18 protein-coding genes and 2 riboswitches are annotated in these 18,516 nt (G+C 39.2%); of the genes, 3 read left to right on the top strand and 15 right to left on the bottom strand.

From position 1 onward, the window contains the following. Window positions 1–83: 83 nt before the first annotated feature. From ACSKY2_RS00535 to ACSKY2_RS00520, 4 genes are all read right to left on the bottom strand, one after another. Window positions 84–761 (bottom strand): VIT1/CCC1 transporter family protein, encoded by a 678-nt coding sequence (locus ACSKY2_RS00535; RefSeq protein ID WP_489877703.1) that lies wholly within the window; start codon window positions 759–761, stop codon window positions 84–86. Window positions 762–765: 4 nt separating this feature from the next. Next, window positions 766–1,446 (bottom strand): VIT1/CCC1 transporter family protein, encoded by a 681-nt coding sequence (locus tag ACSKY2_RS00530; protein WP_489839863.1) that lies wholly within the window; start codon window positions 1,444–1,446, stop codon window positions 766–768. Between the two features lie 231 nt (window positions 1,447–1,677). Then, entirely contained in the window at window positions 1,678–2,295 is a 618-nt protein-coding gene (locus ACSKY2_RS00525; protein WP_489877702.1) for an ECF transporter S component, read from the bottom strand. 180 nt (window positions 2,296–2,475) lie between these two features. After that, the gene (locus ACSKY2_RS00520) at window positions 2,476–3,675 is read right to left on the bottom strand and encodes an aminotransferase class I/II-fold pyridoxal phosphate-dependent enzyme (RefSeq protein WP_489877701.1); all 1,200 of its coding nucleotides are present in this window, start codon (window positions 3,673–3,675) and stop codon (window positions 2,476–2,478) included. A 228-nt stretch (window positions 3,676–3,903) separates the two neighbouring features. On the opposite strand from ACSKY2_RS00520, the gene ACSKY2_RS00515 reads away from it, so the two are divergent. Further along, a complete protein-coding gene (locus tag ACSKY2_RS00515) occupies window positions 3,904–4,641 on the top strand; it encodes a M15 family metallopeptidase (protein WP_489877700.1) in 738 nt (245 codons plus the stop codon). A gap of 64 nt (window positions 4,642–4,705) precedes the next feature. Here ACSKY2_RS00515 and ACSKY2_RS00510 read toward each other — a convergent pair whose 3' ends face one another. The 8 genes from ACSKY2_RS00510 to alr all read right to left on the bottom strand — a co-directional run bounded on the left by ACSKY2_RS00510 (window position 4,706) and on the right by alr (window position 13,094). Continuing rightward, window positions 4,706–5,773 (bottom strand): aspartate-semialdehyde dehydrogenase, encoded by a 1,068-nt coding sequence (locus ACSKY2_RS00510; RefSeq protein WP_489877699.1) that lies wholly within the window; start codon window positions 5,771–5,773, stop codon window positions 4,706–4,708. A 166-nt stretch (window positions 5,774–5,939) separates the two neighbouring features. Continuing rightward, the gene (locus ACSKY2_RS00505; RefSeq protein ID WP_489877698.1) at window positions 5,940–7,121 is read right to left on the bottom strand and encodes an aminotransferase class I/II-fold pyridoxal phosphate-dependent enzyme; all 1,182 of its coding nucleotides are present in this window, start codon (window positions 7,119–7,121) and stop codon (window positions 5,940–5,942) included. 36 nt (window positions 7,122–7,157) lie between these two features. After that, window positions 7,158–7,898, bottom strand: coding sequence for a 4-hydroxy-tetrahydrodipicolinate reductase (gene dapB / locus ACSKY2_RS00500; RefSeq protein ID WP_489839869.1), 741 nt, complete (start codon window positions 7,896–7,898; stop codon window positions 7,158–7,160). Between the two features lie 4 nt (window positions 7,899–7,902). After that, window positions 7,903–8,778, bottom strand: coding sequence for a 4-hydroxy-tetrahydrodipicolinate synthase (gene dapA / locus ACSKY2_RS00495; RefSeq protein ID WP_489839870.1), 876 nt, complete (start codon window positions 8,776–8,778; stop codon window positions 7,903–7,905). A 14-nt stretch (window positions 8,779–8,792) separates the two neighbouring features. Next, entirely contained in the window at window positions 8,793–9,944 is a 1,152-nt protein-coding gene (locus tag ACSKY2_RS00490; RefSeq protein ID WP_489877697.1) for an N-acetyldiaminopimelate deacetylase, read from the bottom strand. A 13-nt stretch (window positions 9,945–9,957) separates the two neighbouring features. Further along, complete coding sequence (gene dapD / locus ACSKY2_RS00485; RefSeq protein ID WP_489839872.1) at window positions 9,958–10,668, bottom strand: 2,3,4,5-tetrahydropyridine-2,6-dicarboxylate N-acetyltransferase; 711 nt, start codon at window positions 10,666–10,668, stop codon at window positions 9,958–9,960. Between the two features lie 2 nt (window positions 10,669–10,670). After that, window positions 10,671–11,969, bottom strand: coding sequence for a diaminopimelate decarboxylase (lysA, locus tag ACSKY2_RS00480; protein ID WP_489877696.1), 1,299 nt, complete (start codon window positions 11,967–11,969; stop codon window positions 10,671–10,673). A 9-nt stretch (window positions 11,970–11,978) separates the two neighbouring features. Continuing rightward, window positions 11,979–13,094 carry an alanine racemase gene (gene alr, locus ACSKY2_RS00475; RefSeq protein WP_489877695.1) on the bottom strand — a complete coding sequence of 372 codons (1,116 nt, stop codon included), beginning with the start codon at window positions 13,092–13,094 and terminating at the stop codon, window positions 11,979–11,981. Between the two features lie 95 nt (window positions 13,095–13,189). Beyond that, a riboswitch (Lysine riboswitch) is annotated at window positions 13,190–13,364 on the bottom strand. Between the two features lie 107 nt (window positions 13,365–13,471). Here alr and ACSKY2_RS00470 point away from each other — a divergent pair. Beyond that, window positions 13,472–14,827: an aspartate kinase gene (locus ACSKY2_RS00470; RefSeq protein WP_489839875.1), complete on the top strand. Its 1,356-nt coding sequence runs from the start codon at window positions 13,472–13,474 to the stop codon at window positions 14,825–14,827. A 242-nt stretch (window positions 14,828–15,069) separates the two neighbouring features. Here ACSKY2_RS00470 and ACSKY2_RS00465 read toward each other — a convergent pair whose 3' ends face one another. Then, complete coding sequence (locus ACSKY2_RS00465; RefSeq protein WP_489877694.1) at window positions 15,070–16,092, bottom strand: DUF3114 domain-containing protein; 1,023 nt, start codon at window positions 16,090–16,092, stop codon at window positions 15,070–15,072. A gap of 39 nt (window positions 16,093–16,131) precedes the next feature. Beyond that, complete coding sequence (gene rbsR, locus ACSKY2_RS00460; protein ID WP_489839878.1) at window positions 16,132–17,124, bottom strand: ribose utilization transcriptional repressor RbsR; 993 nt, start codon at window positions 17,122–17,124, stop codon at window positions 16,132–16,134. Window positions 17,125–17,317: 193 nt separating this feature from the next. Then, window positions 17,318–17,410: riboswitch (THF riboswitch) on the top strand. 39 nt (window positions 17,411–17,449) lie between these two features. On the opposite strand from rbsR, the gene ACSKY2_RS00455 reads away from it, so the two are divergent. Then, window positions 17,450–17,989, top strand: coding sequence for a folate family ECF transporter S component (locus tag ACSKY2_RS00455; RefSeq protein WP_489877693.1), 540 nt, complete (start codon window positions 17,450–17,452; stop codon window positions 17,987–17,989). A gap of 122 nt (window positions 17,990–18,111) precedes the next feature. On the opposite strand, the gene ACSKY2_RS00450 is transcribed toward ACSKY2_RS00455, so the two are convergent. Continuing rightward, entirely contained in the window at window positions 18,112–18,426 is a 315-nt protein-coding gene (locus ACSKY2_RS00450; protein ID WP_489839880.1) for a hypothetical protein, read from the bottom strand. Window positions 18,427–18,516: the final 90 nt, after the last annotated feature.

Genomic DNA, 18,516 nt, shown 5'->3' with positions numbered 1-18,516 from the left:
TATACAAAAGATTTAAACCTCTTTTATGCCACTCATTTGTCAATTAATGACGAAATACTTTTCTTTTACTTAGTGTACTAAAATCAGAAGAGCTTTCCAATACCATAGTGAATGGTGATTGTCACTAAACCAATAATAATATTTCTAATAATTGCTCGCTTTGGAAAACCATTTCCTAATTTTGCACTGAGAAATCCCGTTAGAGCAACTGCAACCACTGTCGCACCAATCGTTGCCAAAAATTGCCAATGAATTGGCGTTAAATACATGGCGATTAATGGGAAAAAACCACCTAGTGAAGCACAAAATAATGACGAAAATGCTGCTGACCAAGGACTGACATAATGTCCTAATGACACATCATATTTTACTTTTAAAATAGTTGATAATGGCGCTTTCGCCATCAATTCATTGGCAATTTTATTAGCAGTCAATTCACTTAACCCTTGTGAGTGATAGAACTGATAGATGTCTTGTTGCACATCGTTTGGATTGATCTTGATACGGTTCTTTTCGGTCGTTACTACCACTTTTTCTGCATCCGCCTGTGAACTAACAGATGCATATTCGCCAGATGCCATCGATAGCGCACATGCTAACAAATCAGCTAACCCAGCTAACAAAATTGTAAATTGGTTCGTTGTTGCAGCACCAACAGAAAATAGCACTCCAACAACTGTTAGAATGCCATCATTAGAACCCAATACGCCTGCACGGATGGTGTTCAATTTTTCAGACATTGTTATTTGTTGTTTTGCCATGTTATTATGCTCCTATTAATGATCCAATGAGGTATGTGACAATCATCGTAAAAACACCTGCTACCACATTACGAAGTGTTGCTTTGTGTTCATTGGCCCCTGACAAATGAGCTGCCGTGAAACCAGTCATGGCCAAAGCAATTAGCACAGCAATCGCAGTTGCTGGAATCCGCAAATGAATTGGTAATAACGTAATGGCTAACATTGGTAACAAGGAACCCAATGGAAATGAAATCATTGACGCCACTGCTGCCGCTAAGGCAGAAATTTCATGATGTTGCGTAAATCCATATCGTTCACGGATTGTTGTGCCCAGTGGATCTTGTGACATCAGTTCTGACGTCGCTGTTTGTGCTAAGTCAACTGATATCCCTTGTGCAATATATTGTTGTTTGACGAAATCAAATTCTTGTTCATAATGGGTTGCTAATGCTTCTTTCTGTTGTGCTGTCGCTTTCATTTGCGCATCGTTTTCTGAATGGACAGAAACATATTCTCCCATCGCCATTGAGACCGTTCCGGCTAATGCCCCAGCAAATCCTGCAATAAAGATGGCAAACGAATTTGTTGTTGCCCCGGCAACGCCAATAACAATTCCTGATACAGATAAAATACCATCATTAGCACCCATGACAGCAGCTCGAATAACATTATTTCTTTGTGCTAAATCTTGACTCGTTGTCATATAATCCTCCTTCAATTCTCTAACGTCCATTATACGCTTTAAGAAAACAAAAAGTTCTTCGTTTAAATTAAAAATTTTCATTCAATAAATAAAATGCTTAAAAAGATGATACAAAAAAGACAAGGGTAATCAGCCTCACACCTTGTCTAAACAATCGTTGTCAGTCATGACAACATAAAATTTATGATACTGTGATAAAATTGGCAAAATATCTTTTGTCATATGCCTGTACTAAGCAATTTGTTTTTTAAAATATGTGAGTATCGGTAAGCCAATGAGTGGTACTAAAATTGCGCCTGCAATAATTTCAAAAATACCATTAAATCCAGCAATTGATACAATCAACCATTGCGCAAGATTCGTATGTGGAATGCCTGTAAATGACGTATTCATCACACTAAAACTAATCCAAGTAATCGTTAATACAAGTGCTGTGTTAATGACTGCCGATAGACCACCTAATACAGCAAGCCATGGTCCTTGCTTTTTTATTTCTTTTGATTGGACGTATTTTTGATAAAGGTACCCAATCAGAAAACCAACCATTATTCTAGGAATCAATGCTGTTATCGGATTACGAAAAATTAGTGCACCAATGCTTGGGACACTTGACCAAGCATGCCAAAGTGAATAAGCACCCCAAACAAACCCTAATAATGCACCAGTTTTTGGTCCAAGAACCATAGCCCCTATCGCAACGGTATAAGTAATAATCGTTACGGCAGCACCAATTGCAAAAGCTCCTAGTGGTAAAGTTCCCAGCCAAGGAACGATTGATTGTAGTAAAATAATCGCTATAAATAGCGCTGTCAAAACTAAATGTCGACTTTTGTTCACACGCGTTTGCATCGCGTCCCTCCCAAATTTACGTTATTTCTTGTCAATCATAAAACATTTTTTGGTTCACTACCAGCAAATATTTATCATTATTAGACACTGCCATTAGCGTCGTCTATTATGATAGCATAAAATCCATTAAAAAAGGGGTTGCCACGGTCATTGACCGCTCCCCCTTGAAACAAATTCATATTATGCTTTTGTTTTTGTTTGTTCACGTTTTTTAGCAAAATACGATTGCATTCGTTGCACAGCTTCTTGCAAGTCCTCATCTGAAGCAGCATAAGAAATACGAACATATTCTGGCGTATATTCAGAAAAAGCAGATCCTGGAATAACAGCAACATGACCATTCTCAGCCAAATCTAAAGCAAATGCATCACCATCATGTCCCATATCTTCAGGAATCTTCGCAAATATATAGAATGCTCCTTCTGCTTTAACAACATCAAAGCCTAATTCTTCTAACTTTGGTACTAGCCAATCCCGACGTTTTTTATAGATATCACGCATATCATTGGCAACATCCGCAGCTGTTGTTAATGCAACAGTCGCACCGTCTTGAATGAACTTTGGTAATGAGAATGTTAAAGCTTCGTGCACTTTTTGCGCTTCATTAATAAAAGCATGACTTGCGATAATAAAGCCAATACGGTAGCCAGTCATTGCATGTGACTTTGATAGACCAGTCATTAAGATAGCCTGTTCAGGTAGTAAGCTAACTAATGACACATGTTCTTGATCATAAGTTAACTGGGCATAAATTTCATCGGAAATAACCCACAAATGATATTGTTTGAAGACATCTGCTAATGCCTCCAGTTCCTCACGTGTATAAGTTACCCCTGTTGGATTTGATGGATAATTAAACAAGATTGCTTTAACAGGCACTGTGGCTTGTTCAACTGCTTCTGCAACTAATGCTGGCGTTAACTTGAAATTTGTTGGACGCGTATTAATTTTAATCATACGTCCGTGTGCCAAGTCTAGCGAAGCAGCATAAGGTGCATAGGCTGGTTCAGGAATAATCAAGCCTTCATTGGTATTTAGCAATGTCATTAGAATCACATTAATGGCTTCTGAGACACCAACTGTGACAATCACATTATCTTCATCATCAAATGGCAAATCATAGCGTGAACCATAATAATTAGCAACAGCCTGGCGTAAACTACGCTCACCTTGCGCATCCGTATAATGCGAATTATTGTTTTCAATTGAAGTAATGACAGCGTTTTTAATCGCTTGATCAACATTGAAACCTGGTTCACCAAATGTTAACCGCAATAAATCAGGAATATCGCGAACTTTTTTTTGAAATCCAATCAAACCATCGGGTGCGAGACTCGTAACTGTCGGATTCAGTGGCTGTACAAATGATTTTTCTGTCATTTTAATTTACTCACTTTTCTTTTTATTTTCTAATTGCTTACCATTATAATATAAATTCCGATTTTCAGGATATTTTTTAAGCCTGTAAAAGAATAATTCTATTTTAACCTCTTTGTGCTATTTTTAACAACCATAAAACAATTATATTTTGGCTGATTCATGATAAAATAGCCTTAAGATAGACACATCAATTAACATAACCTTTTATGGTTGAAAAGGAGGCATAAGATGTTAGATTTTACTGACACGCCAATTGAAACACCAGTTGATGACTGGGACTGGTTTCCCATTCGAGAAGTCCCTATTCGTGAGAATGATGAGCCTTTGATTTCATTAAATTATTTGCCAGAAAAAATGGTCATTAGCCCACAATATTTTATTCAAAATTTACCAGGAACTTATCCTGAACTTTATTCACGGATTGGCGTGCAAGATAAATTGATTGAAGCTGCTCGTAAATTACCATATGGTTATAAATTTGTCATTTTTGATACATGGCGTAGTATTCCCACACAACAAGCACTTTTTGATCAAATGAAACGCTTTGTCAAACGCGACCATCCCAATTATTCTGAAACAGAGGTCCAAACTGCTGCTTTGAGAATTGTTGCTCTCCCATCAACTGATCCAACAAAACCTTCTCCTCATAATACTGGCGGTTCTGTAGATCTATCAATCGTTGATGAAAATGGACACCTCTTAGAAATGGGCAGTCCCTTTGATGATATCAGTGCTCGTGCCAAAACAACTTATTATGAGACAGTTGAAACGTCTGAAAACTATGATACTGCTCGCCATAATCGCCGGCTACTTTACCATATTATGACCCAAGCTGGTTTTACAAACTATAGTGAAGAATGGTGGCATTTTGATTATGGTAATCAAAATTGGGCGAAATTAACTGATCACGGCTATGCCCTTTATGGCGCCACAAAACCTGTATTTCCATGGGTTGAATCTTATTAAAACGGCTATAAAAAAGTACGTTGACAATATCAATTTTTATTTGATATCGTCAGCGTACTTTTTATTAGACTTGACTATGGATCAAATCTCTTTTTACTAACTCTTCCGCAATTTGCACTGTATTCCAAGCAGCTCCTTTTAACAAGTTATCAGAAACAACCCATAGGTTAAAACTACCTGGATTTTCAGCATCTGCACGGACACGCCCAACAAATGTTTCACGTTTATCAACTGCATTAATTGGTTGTGGATAAACCTGTTCGGCTGGATCATCTTCCAAGACAACGCCTGGTGCACTCGCTAAAATTTTTTGGACATCTTCGCGTGTTGCTGTGTCATCTTTAACTGACACATAAACTGACTCACCATGACCAATCGGTACAGGTACGCGCACGGCTGTTGCTGTCACTTTTACCTCATTTGACTTTGGATCACCAAATAAAATTTTTTTGGTTTCCTGCATCATTTTTTGTTCTTCAAATGTGTAACCATCATCTTGGAACAAATCAATTTGTGGTAAGAGGTTAAAGGCCAGCGGATAATGTTTTTTATCGCCCTTAGTTGGCAAAATAGCCGCTGTCTCTGGCTCACCTGCTAAATGCTGTTGTGCTTGATGTAATAATTCATCCCAAGCTCGTTGTCCCGCACCCGATGCCGCTTGATACGTTGATACGATGACTTGCTTTAACCCATATGCCTGACGTAATGGTTCCAATGCGACAACCATTTGAATTGTTGAACAATTAGGGTTAGCAATAATGCCATGGTGCTGCGCTAATGCATCTGGATTAACTTCAGGTACGACGAGAGGAACTTTGGGATCCATACGCCAACGCGATGAATTATCAACAGCAACAGCGCCTCGTTTTACTGCTTCAGGTAACAAACTACCTGCAAGCGTCCCACCAGCAGATGCTAATACCAAATCAACACCATCAAATGATGCTGGTGTTGCTTCTTCAACAACAATTGACTCACCCTTGAATTGTCGTGTCTGACCAGCTGAACGAGCAGATGCTAATAATTTCAATGATTTTACCGGAATCGTCGACTGTGCTAACTGTGCTAAAATACGTGTGCCAACAGCACCCGTTGCACCTAAAATTGCCACATGATATCCTTCATTTGCCATGATTCTTCCCCCTATATGATCCATTGATCAATTAACTATTTCATACTAAAATTAGCTATCTTAACCGAAGAGAACCCGAAACCCAACCATTGATCTGGATAGATTTCAGGCTCTAAAATGTGTGTTAAAAATCTGCGACTAACCAACGCATATCTTGCTAACTAATTTATTTTTTTAAATCAACATAGTGCTTCAAACGGGTCATTGCTGATGTTAAATCTTCAGTTGAAGCGGCATATGATAACCGAATATAACCTTCGCCACCTGCACCAAAAATTGAACCAGGCGCAACACCTAATTTCACAGTGTTTGCCAAATCGTACACAAATTCTGTGTCATCTGTATTCAAAAATTCTGGAATTTTCGCAAAAATATAGAAAGCGCCACCAGGTCGAGCTGCTGTGAAACCGGCAGCATTCAAACCATCAAGCACGAGGTTACGTCGCTCTTCATAAACCCGACGCATCGAAACGGGATCTTCACGCCCATGACGTAGTGCTTCCGTTGCCCCTGCCATCATTGGTCCAGGTGCTGTTGCAACCATAGACTGATGTGCCTTACCAACTTGTTTCATTAAAGCAGCTGGGCCAACCACATAACCAATGCGATAACCAGTCATCGCATGCGATTTTGATAAACCACTAATCAATATTGTTTGAGATGGTAACAAATGAGCCATTGAAATATGCTTGGCATCATAGACTAATTCTGCATATATTTCATCAGAAATAACCAATAATTGATGTGCTTTTAGTATCTGCACCAGTTCATGTAATTGCTCTGCTGTATAAGTCACACCGGTCGGATTAGATGGATAATTCAACAAAATTCCTTTTGCATTGGGATGTTGTGCTAGTGTTGCTGTTAACTTTTCGGGTGTCACAATAAAATCTGGTGCGGTATTTAGCCCAACAACCTCAAGATGTAGTGTTTGTGCCACTGAGGCATACAACGGAAATGTTGGTGTTGGAATAATAATTTCATCACCAGGATTAAACAATGCTTGGAAAGTTGCGTTAATCGCCTCTGCTGCACCAATTGTCACACTGATTTCAGTCGCTGGATCATATTTCGGTGTATCAAAACGCTCTGATAGATAATCAGAAATTGCTTCACGTAATGCCAAGACGCCTTGTGATGGTGAATAATGTGAATCGTCTGCTAGGACATCCTTAACAATCGCTTGTTTGACATGCTCAGGTGCTGAAAAATCAGGCTCTCCTAATGTTAATTTTAAAATACCGTCGATCTTTGAAAACTTATCATCAACCACACGGATTGGTGATGGTACCATAGCTGCTAAAGTCTTATTACATTGACCAATTAATGCTTCACTTACTTCAACCATCCTACTTCTCCTTGGCATTTCGCCTATTTTAAATTTCTATAATACGTTATCTAAACCAATTTGCAATCCTTGTATCGTGTTGATTTGACGAATTGCCAATGCAACACCACCCATAAAGGACTCCCGAGTAAATGACGTCTGTTTCAACCGTAATGTTTCACCTGGTGCGCCAAAGACCACTTCTTCTTCAGCAACATAACCAGGTAAACGCATGGCATGCACTGATACGTCATTAATCCGATCACCACGCGCAGCATCAGTATCATTTGTTGTCACTGGTGCTTGTTGCCGTGCTTTGGCAATTGCTTCTGCTGTTGCACGAGCTGTACCTGATGGTGCATCAATTTTCTTTGGATTATGAATCTCTAAAATTTCAGCATCCGGTAAATATTTGGCAGCTTGGGCAGCAAATTGCATCAATAATACCCCGGATAGTGAAAAATTAGGGACAATCAACGCCGCTTGCTGCTGTTGTTCACTTAGTGTCGTTAGTATGGCAATTTGTTCACTTTGTAAACCACTGGTACCAACGACTAATTGGTAACCATGTGTTAATGCATATTGACTATTCGCAAAAGCGGCTTCAGGTTGCGTGACGTCTAGCCAAACATCTGCTGACACATCAATATCATCTAATGATGTAAATACTGGTAAATCACTTTGATGAGCTGACCTTGACAGGATACCCACTAATTCAAAATCGGCTTCTTTTTTGATTAATGCTTGAATTGCCAACCCCATTTTTCCAAAACCACCAGCTAAAAATATGGTCGTCATACATCTACCCTTTCTGTTCTAACTTTGCCAATACATCTGCTGTTTCCACTTCATCTAACGGTAGAATTGGCAAACGTGTCACGTTCTTAACTTCACCTTGATGGGCAAGAACCGCCTTTACAGGACCGGGTGATGGATAAGAAAATAGTGCTAACATACGTGGCGTCAACCAACGTTGCTTTTCACCAGCCGTTTGAATATCCCCTGCTTCTAATGCAGCAAACAAATCAGTCATTTCCTTACTATACAGATGGGCCGCTACTGAAATGGTACCAGCTGCTCCAACTGCTTTAGCAGCTAATGTTTGCGAATCTTCACCTGTATATACCTTGAACCCAGCTGGTGCATGAGCCACTAAATAAGCTAAATCATCAATGGTTGTCACCTGCTTAACAGCATTAATATTTGGATGCTGTGCTAATTGCAAGACACTCTCATTCGTTAAACCAACAACCGTTCGGCCAGGAATATTATAAATCATCATAGGGACAGCTGAAGCATCAGCAATCGCTTTAAAATGAGCAATCATCCCCTTCTGATTAGGCTTGCTATAATATGGCGTCACTGCCAAAATCGCATCAACACCAGAAATTTGACTAACTTCTTTTGCTAGTGCCACTGAATGTGCCGTGTTATTATCACCAACATTAGCAATGACCGGACCACGATCACCTACCTTAGCTGCAAAATAAGCATACAAGGCTATCTTTTCATCATGACTTAGCGTTGGTGATTCACCAGTCGTTCCACCAACCACAAATCCTTGGGAACCTTCTGCAATCAAACGTTCCGTTAATGAATCTAATGCTTGATAGTCAATCGTATTATCATCCGTAAATGGCGTAATAATCGCCGTTATCAAAGAAATATCTTCATACATTTTATTCACACTTTCTATTGTGTCATACGCCAAGTTAAAAACTTAACGATTGCCTGTACGCCTACCCCAATTGCTTTCTCATCGGGATTTAAGTGAGTATCATGTAAGCTGTGCGTCGGGTCACCCACACCTAACCAAAACATGGTACCAGGAATTTTATTAATTAAATAACCAAAATCCTCACCGGTCATTGCTGGTTCAATAATGGTAAAGTCGATATCATCCGATTGTGACATAAAATCAATAAAGTTTGCCGTCAATTGCTCATTGTTATTAACTGGCCAATAACCACCTTGAATTAATTGTAAATCAACATGCACGCTATACATCGTTTCTAATCCTTGAACAATCTCACGAACGCGTTGTTGCATCAATTCGAGATCAGCTTGTTCAAATGCCCGAATGGTACCAGCTAAATGAGCTTCATTTGGAATGACATTGCCAATTGTTCCTGCTTGAATCATCCCAATTGTAATCACACCACCGTGCACTGGATCAACATTTCTGGAAACAATTGTTTGCAACTGCATAATTAAAGCGGCAGCTGCCACAATGACATCTTGCACCTTTTGGGGAAATGCGGCATGGCCACCTTGACCCTGAATTGTCATATGAATCTCAGTTGTCCCAGCAAACAATGTCCCTTGACGAGTCGCAATTTGACCCGCTGGCATTGCGGGCTGATCATGCAATGCGTAAAATTCATCTGGTCGCCATTCGTCAACAAATGTTCCTAATTCATACAGTTGTTTGCCACCCGCTTGTTCTTCTTCCGCTGGTTGAAACAAAAACACCATATTATCAACAGGTTGATGTTCAGCAAAGTAGGCTAATACCCCTAATGCAACGGTCATATGAATATCATGACCACAAGCATGCATCACGCCCTTATTCTCAGATGCGAATGATAAACCTGTTGCTTCTGTCATAGGTAACGCATCAATATCCGCACGGTAACCTATGGTGCGTTGTGGTTGGGTACCGGCAACATGCACCAATAAAGCTGTTGGTACAGCTGGAACTTCACGCATTGTTAACCAAGACGATTGCCATGATGCCACGATATCTTTCAAATAAGCTTGTGTCTGAAATTCATGCATCGACAACTCAGGATGGGCATGCAAATGACGGCGAATATCAATTAGATTTAAATTAGCTAACGTCATTTAAAATCCTTTCTTATAAGGAACGAAGCGCATCGACTAAAGCTGTTTTAGCTTGTGTTTTCGCATCAATCGTCTTAATCACTTTGGCAGGTACCCCCGCAACAACTGTATTGGCGGGAACATCTTTTGTCACAATTGCACCTGCTGCAATCACTGCATGATCACCGACTTGAACCCCCTCAATAACGACCGCATTAGCCCCAATTAATACATCATCACCAATAGTTACCGGTGTTGCAGATGCTGGTTCAACAACACCAGCTAATACGGCGCCCGCACCAACGTGGCTATGTTGACCAACAATGGCGCGACCACCCAAAACAGCCCCCATATCAATCATTGTTCCTGCACCAATTTCAGCACCAATATTAATCACGGCTCCCATCATAATAACTGCATTATCCCCAATGCTAACCTGATCACGAATAATTGCCCCTGGTTCAATACGAGCAGACACATTTTCATAATCAAGTAATGGTACGCCACTATTACGAGCTAATAATTCAACATGATAGTCAGTAATCTTATCACCGGCTGTTGCAATGACCGGTTGAATGTCTTGATAGTCACCAATCACTGTTCCTGTTTTCGTTTCAATAAATGTTTGAACCGTTTCTGGCCAAGCAATTGCTGATAAATCACCAGCCAATGTCACACGTGCAGGTGTCTTCTTTGGTGCAGTTGCAATATAATTAATAATTTCTTGTGCATCTAAGTTGTTCATTGTTATTCTCCTACTATTATATAATGCTTATCTAAATGTAGCATGTCTTCATACGTTTCACGGGCAACGACTAATTGTGATTGGCCATTCTCAACAAAGACAACGGCAGGTCTTGGGTTACGATTATAATTTGAAGCCATAGAATAACCATAGGCACCCGTAGCCAATACTGCCAAAACATCCCCAGGTTTTGTCTGTGGTAAAGCCTGTTGCCAAACTAATACGTCACCTGACTCACAATACTTACCAGCAACACGAACAACTTGTTCAGTCGGTGCTTGTGGTTGTCTTGCTAAAACCGCTTCATACTTTGCTTCATATAGTGCTGGTCGAATATTATCACCCATACCACCATCAACAGATAGATATGTGCGAATGCCTGGAACATCTTTTTTTGCACCAATTGTATACAGATTATACCCGGCTGGTCCAACAATCGCACGTCCGGGTTCAATCCAAATTGCTGGCATTGTCATACCATATGCCATCGTCTTTTCACTAATTGTATCAATAATGGCATCGACAAATTCAGTTGCTGGCAAAGGTTTATCTTCTTCAGTATAGCGAATACCAAAGCCCCCACCAGTATTGATCACTTGTGGTTCAAAGCCCCATTCATGGACTAAATCAACTAATTTGGCTGCAGCCATTTGGAAACCAGTGACATCAAAAATCTGTGAGCCAATATGAGCTGATACACCCAAAACATTGAGATATGGATCAGCTAAAGCCTGCTGCAATGCTTGTTGCGCTTGACCACTAGCAACATCAAAACCAAACTTACTGTCTGTTTGACCTGTTGAAATATAGTCATGTGTATGAGCTTCAACACCTGGCGTAATTCTCAATAACACATTTTGTTGTTGCTTTCTTTCCTTCAATAACTCGTGTAAAATACTTAATTCATAAAAATTATCAAGAATAATGGTCCCCAAACCATTGTCAATAGCCATCGTTAATTCTTCAATTGATTTATTATTACCATTAAAAGAAACATTAGCCATTGGATAATTTGCTGCTAAAGCTGTTTGAATCTCACCACCAGAAACAACATCCAAATGGATGCCTTCTTGAGCGGCAACTTCATACATCGCAATCGTTGCAAATGCCTTTGATGCATAAGAGACGACATAATCTAATTTTCGTTTAATGAAAACGGTTTTAAATGCTCGCATTTGTTGCCGAATATGATTCACATCATACACATAAAGTGGTGTTTGATATTGTTTGGCTAAATCAGTTGCAGAAACACCACCAATTGTTAATTCGCCAGCTTCGTTTACTTCATATGGTACTGTCATATTTTCCCCTTAATCTACAAGCACACGCATTAGTCTCTCTTGCAAACCAGTCGTGACGACCCATGGTGCTAAGCCAACATGCTGTGCAAAGTCCTCTATCGTATTTTCATATTGCCCTTGTTTACCAATGATGGTGACTACCGTGCCAACGGGTAATTCTTCTGGTAAAGAAATCATCATTTGATCCATTGCAAGGCTGCCAATAATTGGCGCTTTCTTCCCGTTCACTAAAACTTCAAAACCTTCTAAGGAACGTGGTAATCCATCGGCATAACCAATGGGTAACGTGCCGACCCACTCATCTGCATGCGTATAATATTTGTGTCCGTAACTAATACCAACATTTGCTGGCATTTGTTTGACAAAAATTAATGTCGTTTCCAATGTTAGAACAGGTTGTAAATAATTATCTGGTCTAACTTCCCCTCGTGATGGTTCGATACCATAAACCACCGTTCCTGCCCGAATATAGTCAGTTGGTAATTCATCTGCATGATACATGGCAGCCCCTGAATTTGCTAAGTGAACCATCGGAGGCATTGGTAAATCATCAGTTAAAGTATGCCAATGGCGTAACTGCGTTTTAAAATAATCAGTTGCAAGTGAATCAGCTTCTGAAAAATGAGTCATGATACTTTGATAAACAAAATAATCTGATCGTTCAGTTAAAAAGTCAATCGCTGTTGCTAATGCTTGTCGACTTCGAAATCCGATTCGACCCATGCCAGTATCAACGCCTAAATTAACCTTCAATGATGCCTGTTGTTTGTCTAAATTCTGTTGCGCAGCTTGTAACCAACTGATATCACTGACCGTTGCAATTAGGTCATTATCAGCCATTAACTTGGCATATTGTGGTAGCGTAATGCCTAAAATAAGGATTGGCACAGTAATACCAGCTTGACGTAGTGCTAAGGCTTCATCTAGGACAGCCACTGCTAAGCCATCAACACCCGCTTTCAGTGCTGCTTGCGCCATCGTTTGCAATCCAAATCCATATGCGTTAGCTTTCACAGCTAAAAACATAAACTTCGCCCCACTTGCCTCTCGTGTGATGGCAACATTATGCGTCACTGCTGCTTGTGATATTTTGATTCTTGTTGGTCTTGTTACTGCTACTACCATGTTTAGCCCCTTTATAATGCCATCTTTTTTACAAAAAAAATCCGACTAACAGCACTATTGCACTGTCAATCGGATTGGTTTCTATTCCTAAAGACTGTGACAATAGCTCCCCGCTGAAATTTAGCGACAGTCTAATAGTTATTTACCATTAGCCCAACAATAACAGATGCACAAACTGTTTCATTTCGGCAACCGCCCCTTTAACTTAATTTCTTTGTCTGTGCAGACTCCATTAAGCGACTCTTGTTGGTTGCGACCTCTATTAATCATTAACGTAACATTAGAATATATTAATTTAATGTTCATGTCAATACTTGACATTAATCTTTTTTTCACTTTTAATTAGTGCCAATTAGAAATTTATTTGGAGGCAAAAAATGAAAGTTGTAAAATTTGGTGGATCTTCCTTAGCAACGGGTGCTCAGGTGCAAAAAGTTTTAAATATTATTCAAGCTGACGCTGAACGTCAAGTTATTGTCGTATCAGCACCAGGTAAACGTTTTGATGGTGATATTAAAGTGACTGATTTACTTAAAACATATGCTGATCAAACCATTGCTGGTACCGATACATCAGAAATTTTAACAACTATTCTGGCGCGCTACCAAGAAATTGTCCAATACTTTTCGTTAGAAGAAACTAAGATTATCCCTCATATCAAACAACAACTTATTCATTTAAATCGCGTTCACTATCCATCATTTGATCACTTATATGCCGCTTTTATGGGGCATGGTGAATTATTGAACGCGCAATTGATTGCTTTTATTTTTCAAGAAAAAGGCTTAGCTGCTGATTTTGTTTCTCCTGCTGCATTAGGTCTAACAGTAACTGGTTCACCACGATCAGCACGCTTAAATGAGGCTAGTTATGAAGCTATTAAAAATTATGATTTTGATGATTCACGTTTAATGATTGTTCCTGGATTTATTGCCTATACCAATGATGGTTATGCCGCAACTTTTAGTCGAGGTGGTTCCGATATTACTGGTGCGATCTTAGCACGTGGCTTTCAGGCTGATTTGTACGAAAATTTTACTGATGTATCAGCTATCTATGCTGTTAATCCTAAGGTTGTACCAAATCCTCAATCGATTAAAAAAATGACTTATCGTGAAATGCGTGAACTATCATATGCTGGCTTTGCTGTTTTCCATGATGAGGCCATCATTCCGGTCATTGAAGCAAATATACCAATTAATGTTAAAAATACAAACGACCCACAAGCACCAGGAACCATGATTGTCCCAAATCACGCCATTGATCCAAAGAATCCAGTGACAGGAATTGCAAACGATAATCGTTTTGCGGCACTTTATTTACACCGTTATTTGTTAAATCGTGAAGTCGGTTTCACTTTGAAAATATTACAAATTTTGGCCACTTATCACGTTAGTTATGAACATATGCCATCTGGAATTGATGATATGACTATTATCTTTGATAAATCACAACTTACGCCTGATATTAAAGCCCATATTAGCCATGATTTATACGCAACGATTGCCCCAGATGAACTCGAATGGTTAGATGACTACGCCATTATTATGATTGTTGGTGAAGGCATGCCAAAACATATTGGTACTTTTAGTAAAATTACCACAGCATTAGCTCAAGCAGGTATCAACCTACCGATGATCAACCAAGGTGCTTCACAAATTTCAACGATGATTGGCGTTCCTGTCGATCAGATGGATGATGCTGTCCGTGTCATTTATCAGGCTGTTTTCTAAATTTAAAAGGGGCTAAGACATAAGTCGTTATGATCAGCTGAAAAAGGCGCTAATCTATCAATTTTGATTGGTAGATTAGCGCCTTTAAACGTGTTCCAAAAGACTGAAGCCTTACTGTAACAACAATTAGGCGCTTCCGGTTCTTCGTTATACTGCAAACCAAAATCACCTAATCATTGTTACAATCGGCTTCAAAACGTCTTTTGTCACACTCTCTTTTATTTATTATCTATATCAGGCTGTTAAAATTGATTTTTCGCAAAATTACGTAGATCAGATTCCAAACCAGCATACCGATTAGCTGGCATGACATCTAACGATTGATGGATTTGACCACCAGCATTCGCATAATTAGCCGATTCAGTATTCGCAATCATCTGTAGTTCTGCCAACGAGTAAGTTGCTGGATCCTCAGAAAAGACTAAAACACCCTGTTCATTAGTGATTTGATGTTTCTCTAACACTGGCCACATTGAAACAATTTGCCCGTTATGATCGAAAATTAATTCCAAATGGTATCCTGGCAAAGCTACTTTAATATTGTCTTTTTTTGCAACGCCACGATTATGAAATTGTGCATCGGGATATGAGACTGGTGTTCCTGTTAATTCTAATATTCTATCAGAGACATCATTTTGATGCCACTGATGACAAACAATGAAATCAACAATCGGTTTGCTCAAATAATAACGAAATTGATTATCTATAATCGTACTTAACTGACGACTAGTTTCATACTTTGAACGAATACCATTCCAAGCATGATGCTTCAAACGCATCATATACGCCACTTGTTTGACAAATTCAAAATAACTTTGTGTCTCTTGCAAACTTTCTATATGATAATAATATAAATCAGCATCTTCGATTGTTTCCCTTAACTGCCAATTGCCTAATCGCGTCATTTTGACAAAATTCGATGAACTAACTGTCATCCCCAAAATTTTATATAGCATATCTAAACGATCAGCCGCTGGCAAACCGCCACGATGAAAACCAGCTGCAAACATCTCAGTAAACAGCGCCGAACCAATTCGATGCGCTTCTGCCCAATTTTCAGACAATATACGGTTCATCGTCTTATCTGTTAACGCTTCGTTATTCACCGTATGATCAACATACACGGCAATGGCCTTTGGAACCCAGCCATCATTCATGAGATGTGTTACTTGTGTGGCTAAGGCAGTCGACATATTTTTTTGGCGTTTATCCACACCCTTAGGCGATTTTATTAATTCTCGTGTTCGTTTGAACAGTCCTGTCATTATAAAATGACCTCCTTGCTACGATTAGCTTACCACATCTTATTGTAAAGATGCAGTTGATTCACGGATAACCAACGCCGTATCAAATGCCGCTACTTGCCGTTCAGCATCTGGATGATTAATACGAGCTATCACTGTTTTTAACGCCGCTTCAGCAACTAACCAGACTGGTTGTGCAACAGTCGTTAATGCTGGCCGAAAAAATTCTGCATAGTCAGTATCATCATACCCGACAACCGACATATCTTCAGGAACCCGAATACCATGCGCATTTAATCCGGCAATTAAACCAATTGCTAGTTCATCATTTAATGCAAACGCTGCTGTGGCTTGCGTAATCGATACGGCCATCGCCGCTGCCCGACCAGCATGTTTTGTTAAATTACGAGTCGCAACTTCGCTAACTTTCGCCCCTGCTGCTAACATTGTTTCTTTAAACGATGCGGTTCGATATTGTAAATTGTCGGTATAAACTTGATTACCCAACAAAACGACATGACGATGCCCCAGTGCTAACAAATGTTCAGCAACGAGCCGACCACCTTTTTTATCTGACGCATAAACGGCATCCGCTTCTGCCAATTCATCATGATTTTCTAACACAACTAGTGCAATCCCACGTTTTTTTAAACGATGTGCCACGGTTACTGGTTTCGTCAATTGGCTTGCCATAATAATACCATGTACCCCTGCATTCACTAATGTTTCAACTGTTTGATCTGTTTTTGCTGGTACAGCAGTCATAATTGATAACGACACATTGTCAGGTAAATTTTCTTGCATCCGTTGAATTAAATCACCAAAAAATGGTGCTCTTAAACTAGGAACAACAACGCCAATTAGTATCGTTGATCCTTGTTTTAAACTCCGTGCACTCGCATTGGGTACATATCCGATTTCATCACGCGCTGCAAATACTTTGGCCTTGGTTTTATCAGAAAACCGCGTACCCTTACCATTTAAGACTTGTGAGACAGTCGCAATTGATACGCCTGCCAAACTAGCCACATCTCTGATTGAAACTTTACCCATGCCCTACCTCTTATCTCAATGATCAATTAATAGATTCGTTGATTTGCCAGTTTGTTATGCAATTAACTTTTTGATCATAAATTATCTTTACTAAAACATTTTACCAACTTTTAAAATGCCTTTCAAAAGTTTTATTTCTAAACTAGCTGTTTACTTTTAATAAGAATGTAGTAAAATATACTCCTGTAAAACGAACAGGGTAGATTCAGGTGCGTTAAGTGCTGTGGAAACGGAATGTGGGCCATGGACGAAGGATTACCGCGATGCTTGAATCACATTCACTGTAACAAGTGAAACCCTCCAATTAATAAGGAGGTGTTTTCAAATGAAAACATTAGAATATGTCTTACCACATTTACGTACACGACAACTTGCTATGCTGGGCATTTTAATGGCATTACAAATAGTCATTAGTCGTTTCTCATTCGGCACTGCTACCATCAAAGTTGGCTTTACGTTCTTGATTGTCGGAGTGATTGCTAAGTGGTATGGTCCCTTTTGGGGAATGCTCGTTGCAATTTTTACTGATGTCATTAGTAGCTTAATGAATGGTTATGGTTATTTCTGGGGCTTTACTATTTCTGCAGTAATTGCAGCCGCTATTTACGGCTTTTCTTTCTATGGCCGCCAAACGCTTTCTTGGTTACGGATTATTTTAACGGTTACAATCGTTTTGTTAATTGTTAATGTCATCTTAAACACGCTATGGGTTGTCATGATTGGTAACATTCACAATTCACAAACGATTACTTCTCTAATTTGGGTACGTGTCATCAAACAACTTGTTTTTTTGCCGATTCAAAGTATTTTATTATATCTATTGCTGAATAACACAACCATTGATCAACTACATCAAAAAATTTAATTAAAAATTATTTTATAATGCAAAAAAAAGGTCGATCAGCTTCCACCATCTAGGGAGCTGATCGACCTTAATTTGCATCCAAATGACTAATTATAGAAATTAGAACTATTTTTAACCTATTATTAGTAACTCCGATGCACAGTTAGGCCAACTTCTCGACAAGCAACTTCAAAAGAACTCGCAAATTTATTACGAACATCTGGCGTTGAAAAACATAATTTTGTTTCAGTGTTAATATCACCACAACCAATTCGATAAACACAACTATCATAAACCTGACCAACATAAACTTCTGGCCGACAAGTCAGTGTTTCTTCTAGTGCTGTTGCTAATTGTTGTACAGTCTGCTCTGAAATATCACGTGAGCTTTGTAATAGGTGACGAATTAAGGTACATCCCCCTAACTTGTTCTCTTGGCATACTTTCATTTCCTGCATTTTAAGCCTCCAAAACTTGTTTCTGACTGTTGTCAGTTGCTAATTAAATTTTACATAATTATCATAACCTAAAATCATTTTTTTATCAAA

This window comes from Weissella sp. ESL1156 (assembly GCF_058505625.1).
The sequence above is the reverse complement of the archived record's forward strand: the minus strand, read 5'-3'. Positions and strand labels throughout refer to the sequence as shown.

Excerpts from the sequence above, each read along its gene's own strand:
- ACSKY2_RS00535 (WP_489877703.1), bottom strand. The coding sequence starts at position 761 with ATGGCAAAACAACAAATAACAATGTCTGAAAAATTGAACACCATCCGT.
- ACSKY2_RS00530 (WP_489839863.1), bottom strand. The coding sequence starts at position 1,446 with ATGACAACGAGTCAAGATTTAGCACAAAGAAATAATGTTATTCGAGCT.
- ACSKY2_RS00525 (WP_489877702.1), bottom strand. The coding sequence starts at position 2,295 with ATGCAAACGCGTGTGAACAAAAGTCGACATTTAGTTTTGACAGCGCTA.
- ACSKY2_RS00520 (WP_489877701.1), bottom strand. The coding sequence starts at position 3,675 with ATGACAGAAAAATCATTTGTACAGCCACTGAATCCGACAGTTACGAGT.
- ACSKY2_RS00515 (WP_489877700.1), top strand. The coding sequence starts at position 3,904 with ATGTTAGATTTTACTGACACGCCAATTGAAACACCAGTTGATGACTGG.
- ACSKY2_RS00510 (WP_489877699.1), bottom strand. The coding sequence starts at position 5,773 with ATGGCAAATGAAGGATATCATGTGGCAATTTTAGGTGCAACGGGTGCT.
- ACSKY2_RS00505 (WP_489877698.1), bottom strand. The coding sequence starts at position 7,121 with ATGGTTGAAGTAAGTGAAGCATTAATTGGTCAATGTAATAAGACTTTA.
- dapB (WP_489839869.1), bottom strand. The coding sequence starts at position 7,898 with ATGACGACCATATTTTTAGCTGGTGGTTTTGGAAAAATGGGGTTGGCA.
- dapA (WP_489839870.1), bottom strand. The coding sequence starts at position 8,778 with ATGTATGAAGATATTTCTTTGATAACGGCGATTATTACGCCATTTACG.
- ACSKY2_RS00490 (WP_489877697.1), bottom strand. The coding sequence starts at position 9,944 with ATGACGTTAGCTAATTTAAATCTAATTGATATTCGCCGTCATTTGCAT.
- dapD (WP_489839872.1), bottom strand. The coding sequence starts at position 10,668 with ATGAACAACTTAGATGCACAAGAAATTATTAATTATATTGCAACTGCA.
- lysA (WP_489877696.1), bottom strand. The coding sequence starts at position 11,969 with ATGACAGTACCATATGAAGTAAACGAAGCTGGCGAATTAACAATTGGT.
- alr (WP_489877695.1), bottom strand. The coding sequence starts at position 13,094 with ATGGTAGTAGCAGTAACAAGACCAACAAGAATCAAAATATCACAAGCA.
- ACSKY2_RS00470 (WP_489839875.1), top strand. The coding sequence starts at position 13,472 with ATGAAAGTTGTAAAATTTGGTGGATCTTCCTTAGCAACGGGTGCTCAG.
- ACSKY2_RS00465 (WP_489877694.1), bottom strand. The coding sequence starts at position 16,092 with ATGACAGGACTGTTCAAACGAACACGAGAATTAATAAAATCGCCTAAG.
- rbsR (WP_489839878.1), bottom strand. The coding sequence starts at position 17,124 with ATGGGTAAAGTTTCAATCAGAGATGTGGCTAGTTTGGCAGGCGTATCA.
- ACSKY2_RS00455 (WP_489877693.1), top strand. The coding sequence starts at position 17,450 with ATGAAAACATTAGAATATGTCTTACCACATTTACGTACACGACAACTT.
- ACSKY2_RS00450 (WP_489839880.1), bottom strand. The coding sequence starts at position 18,426 with ATGCAGGAAATGAAAGTATGCCAAGAGAACAAGTTAGGGGGATGTACC.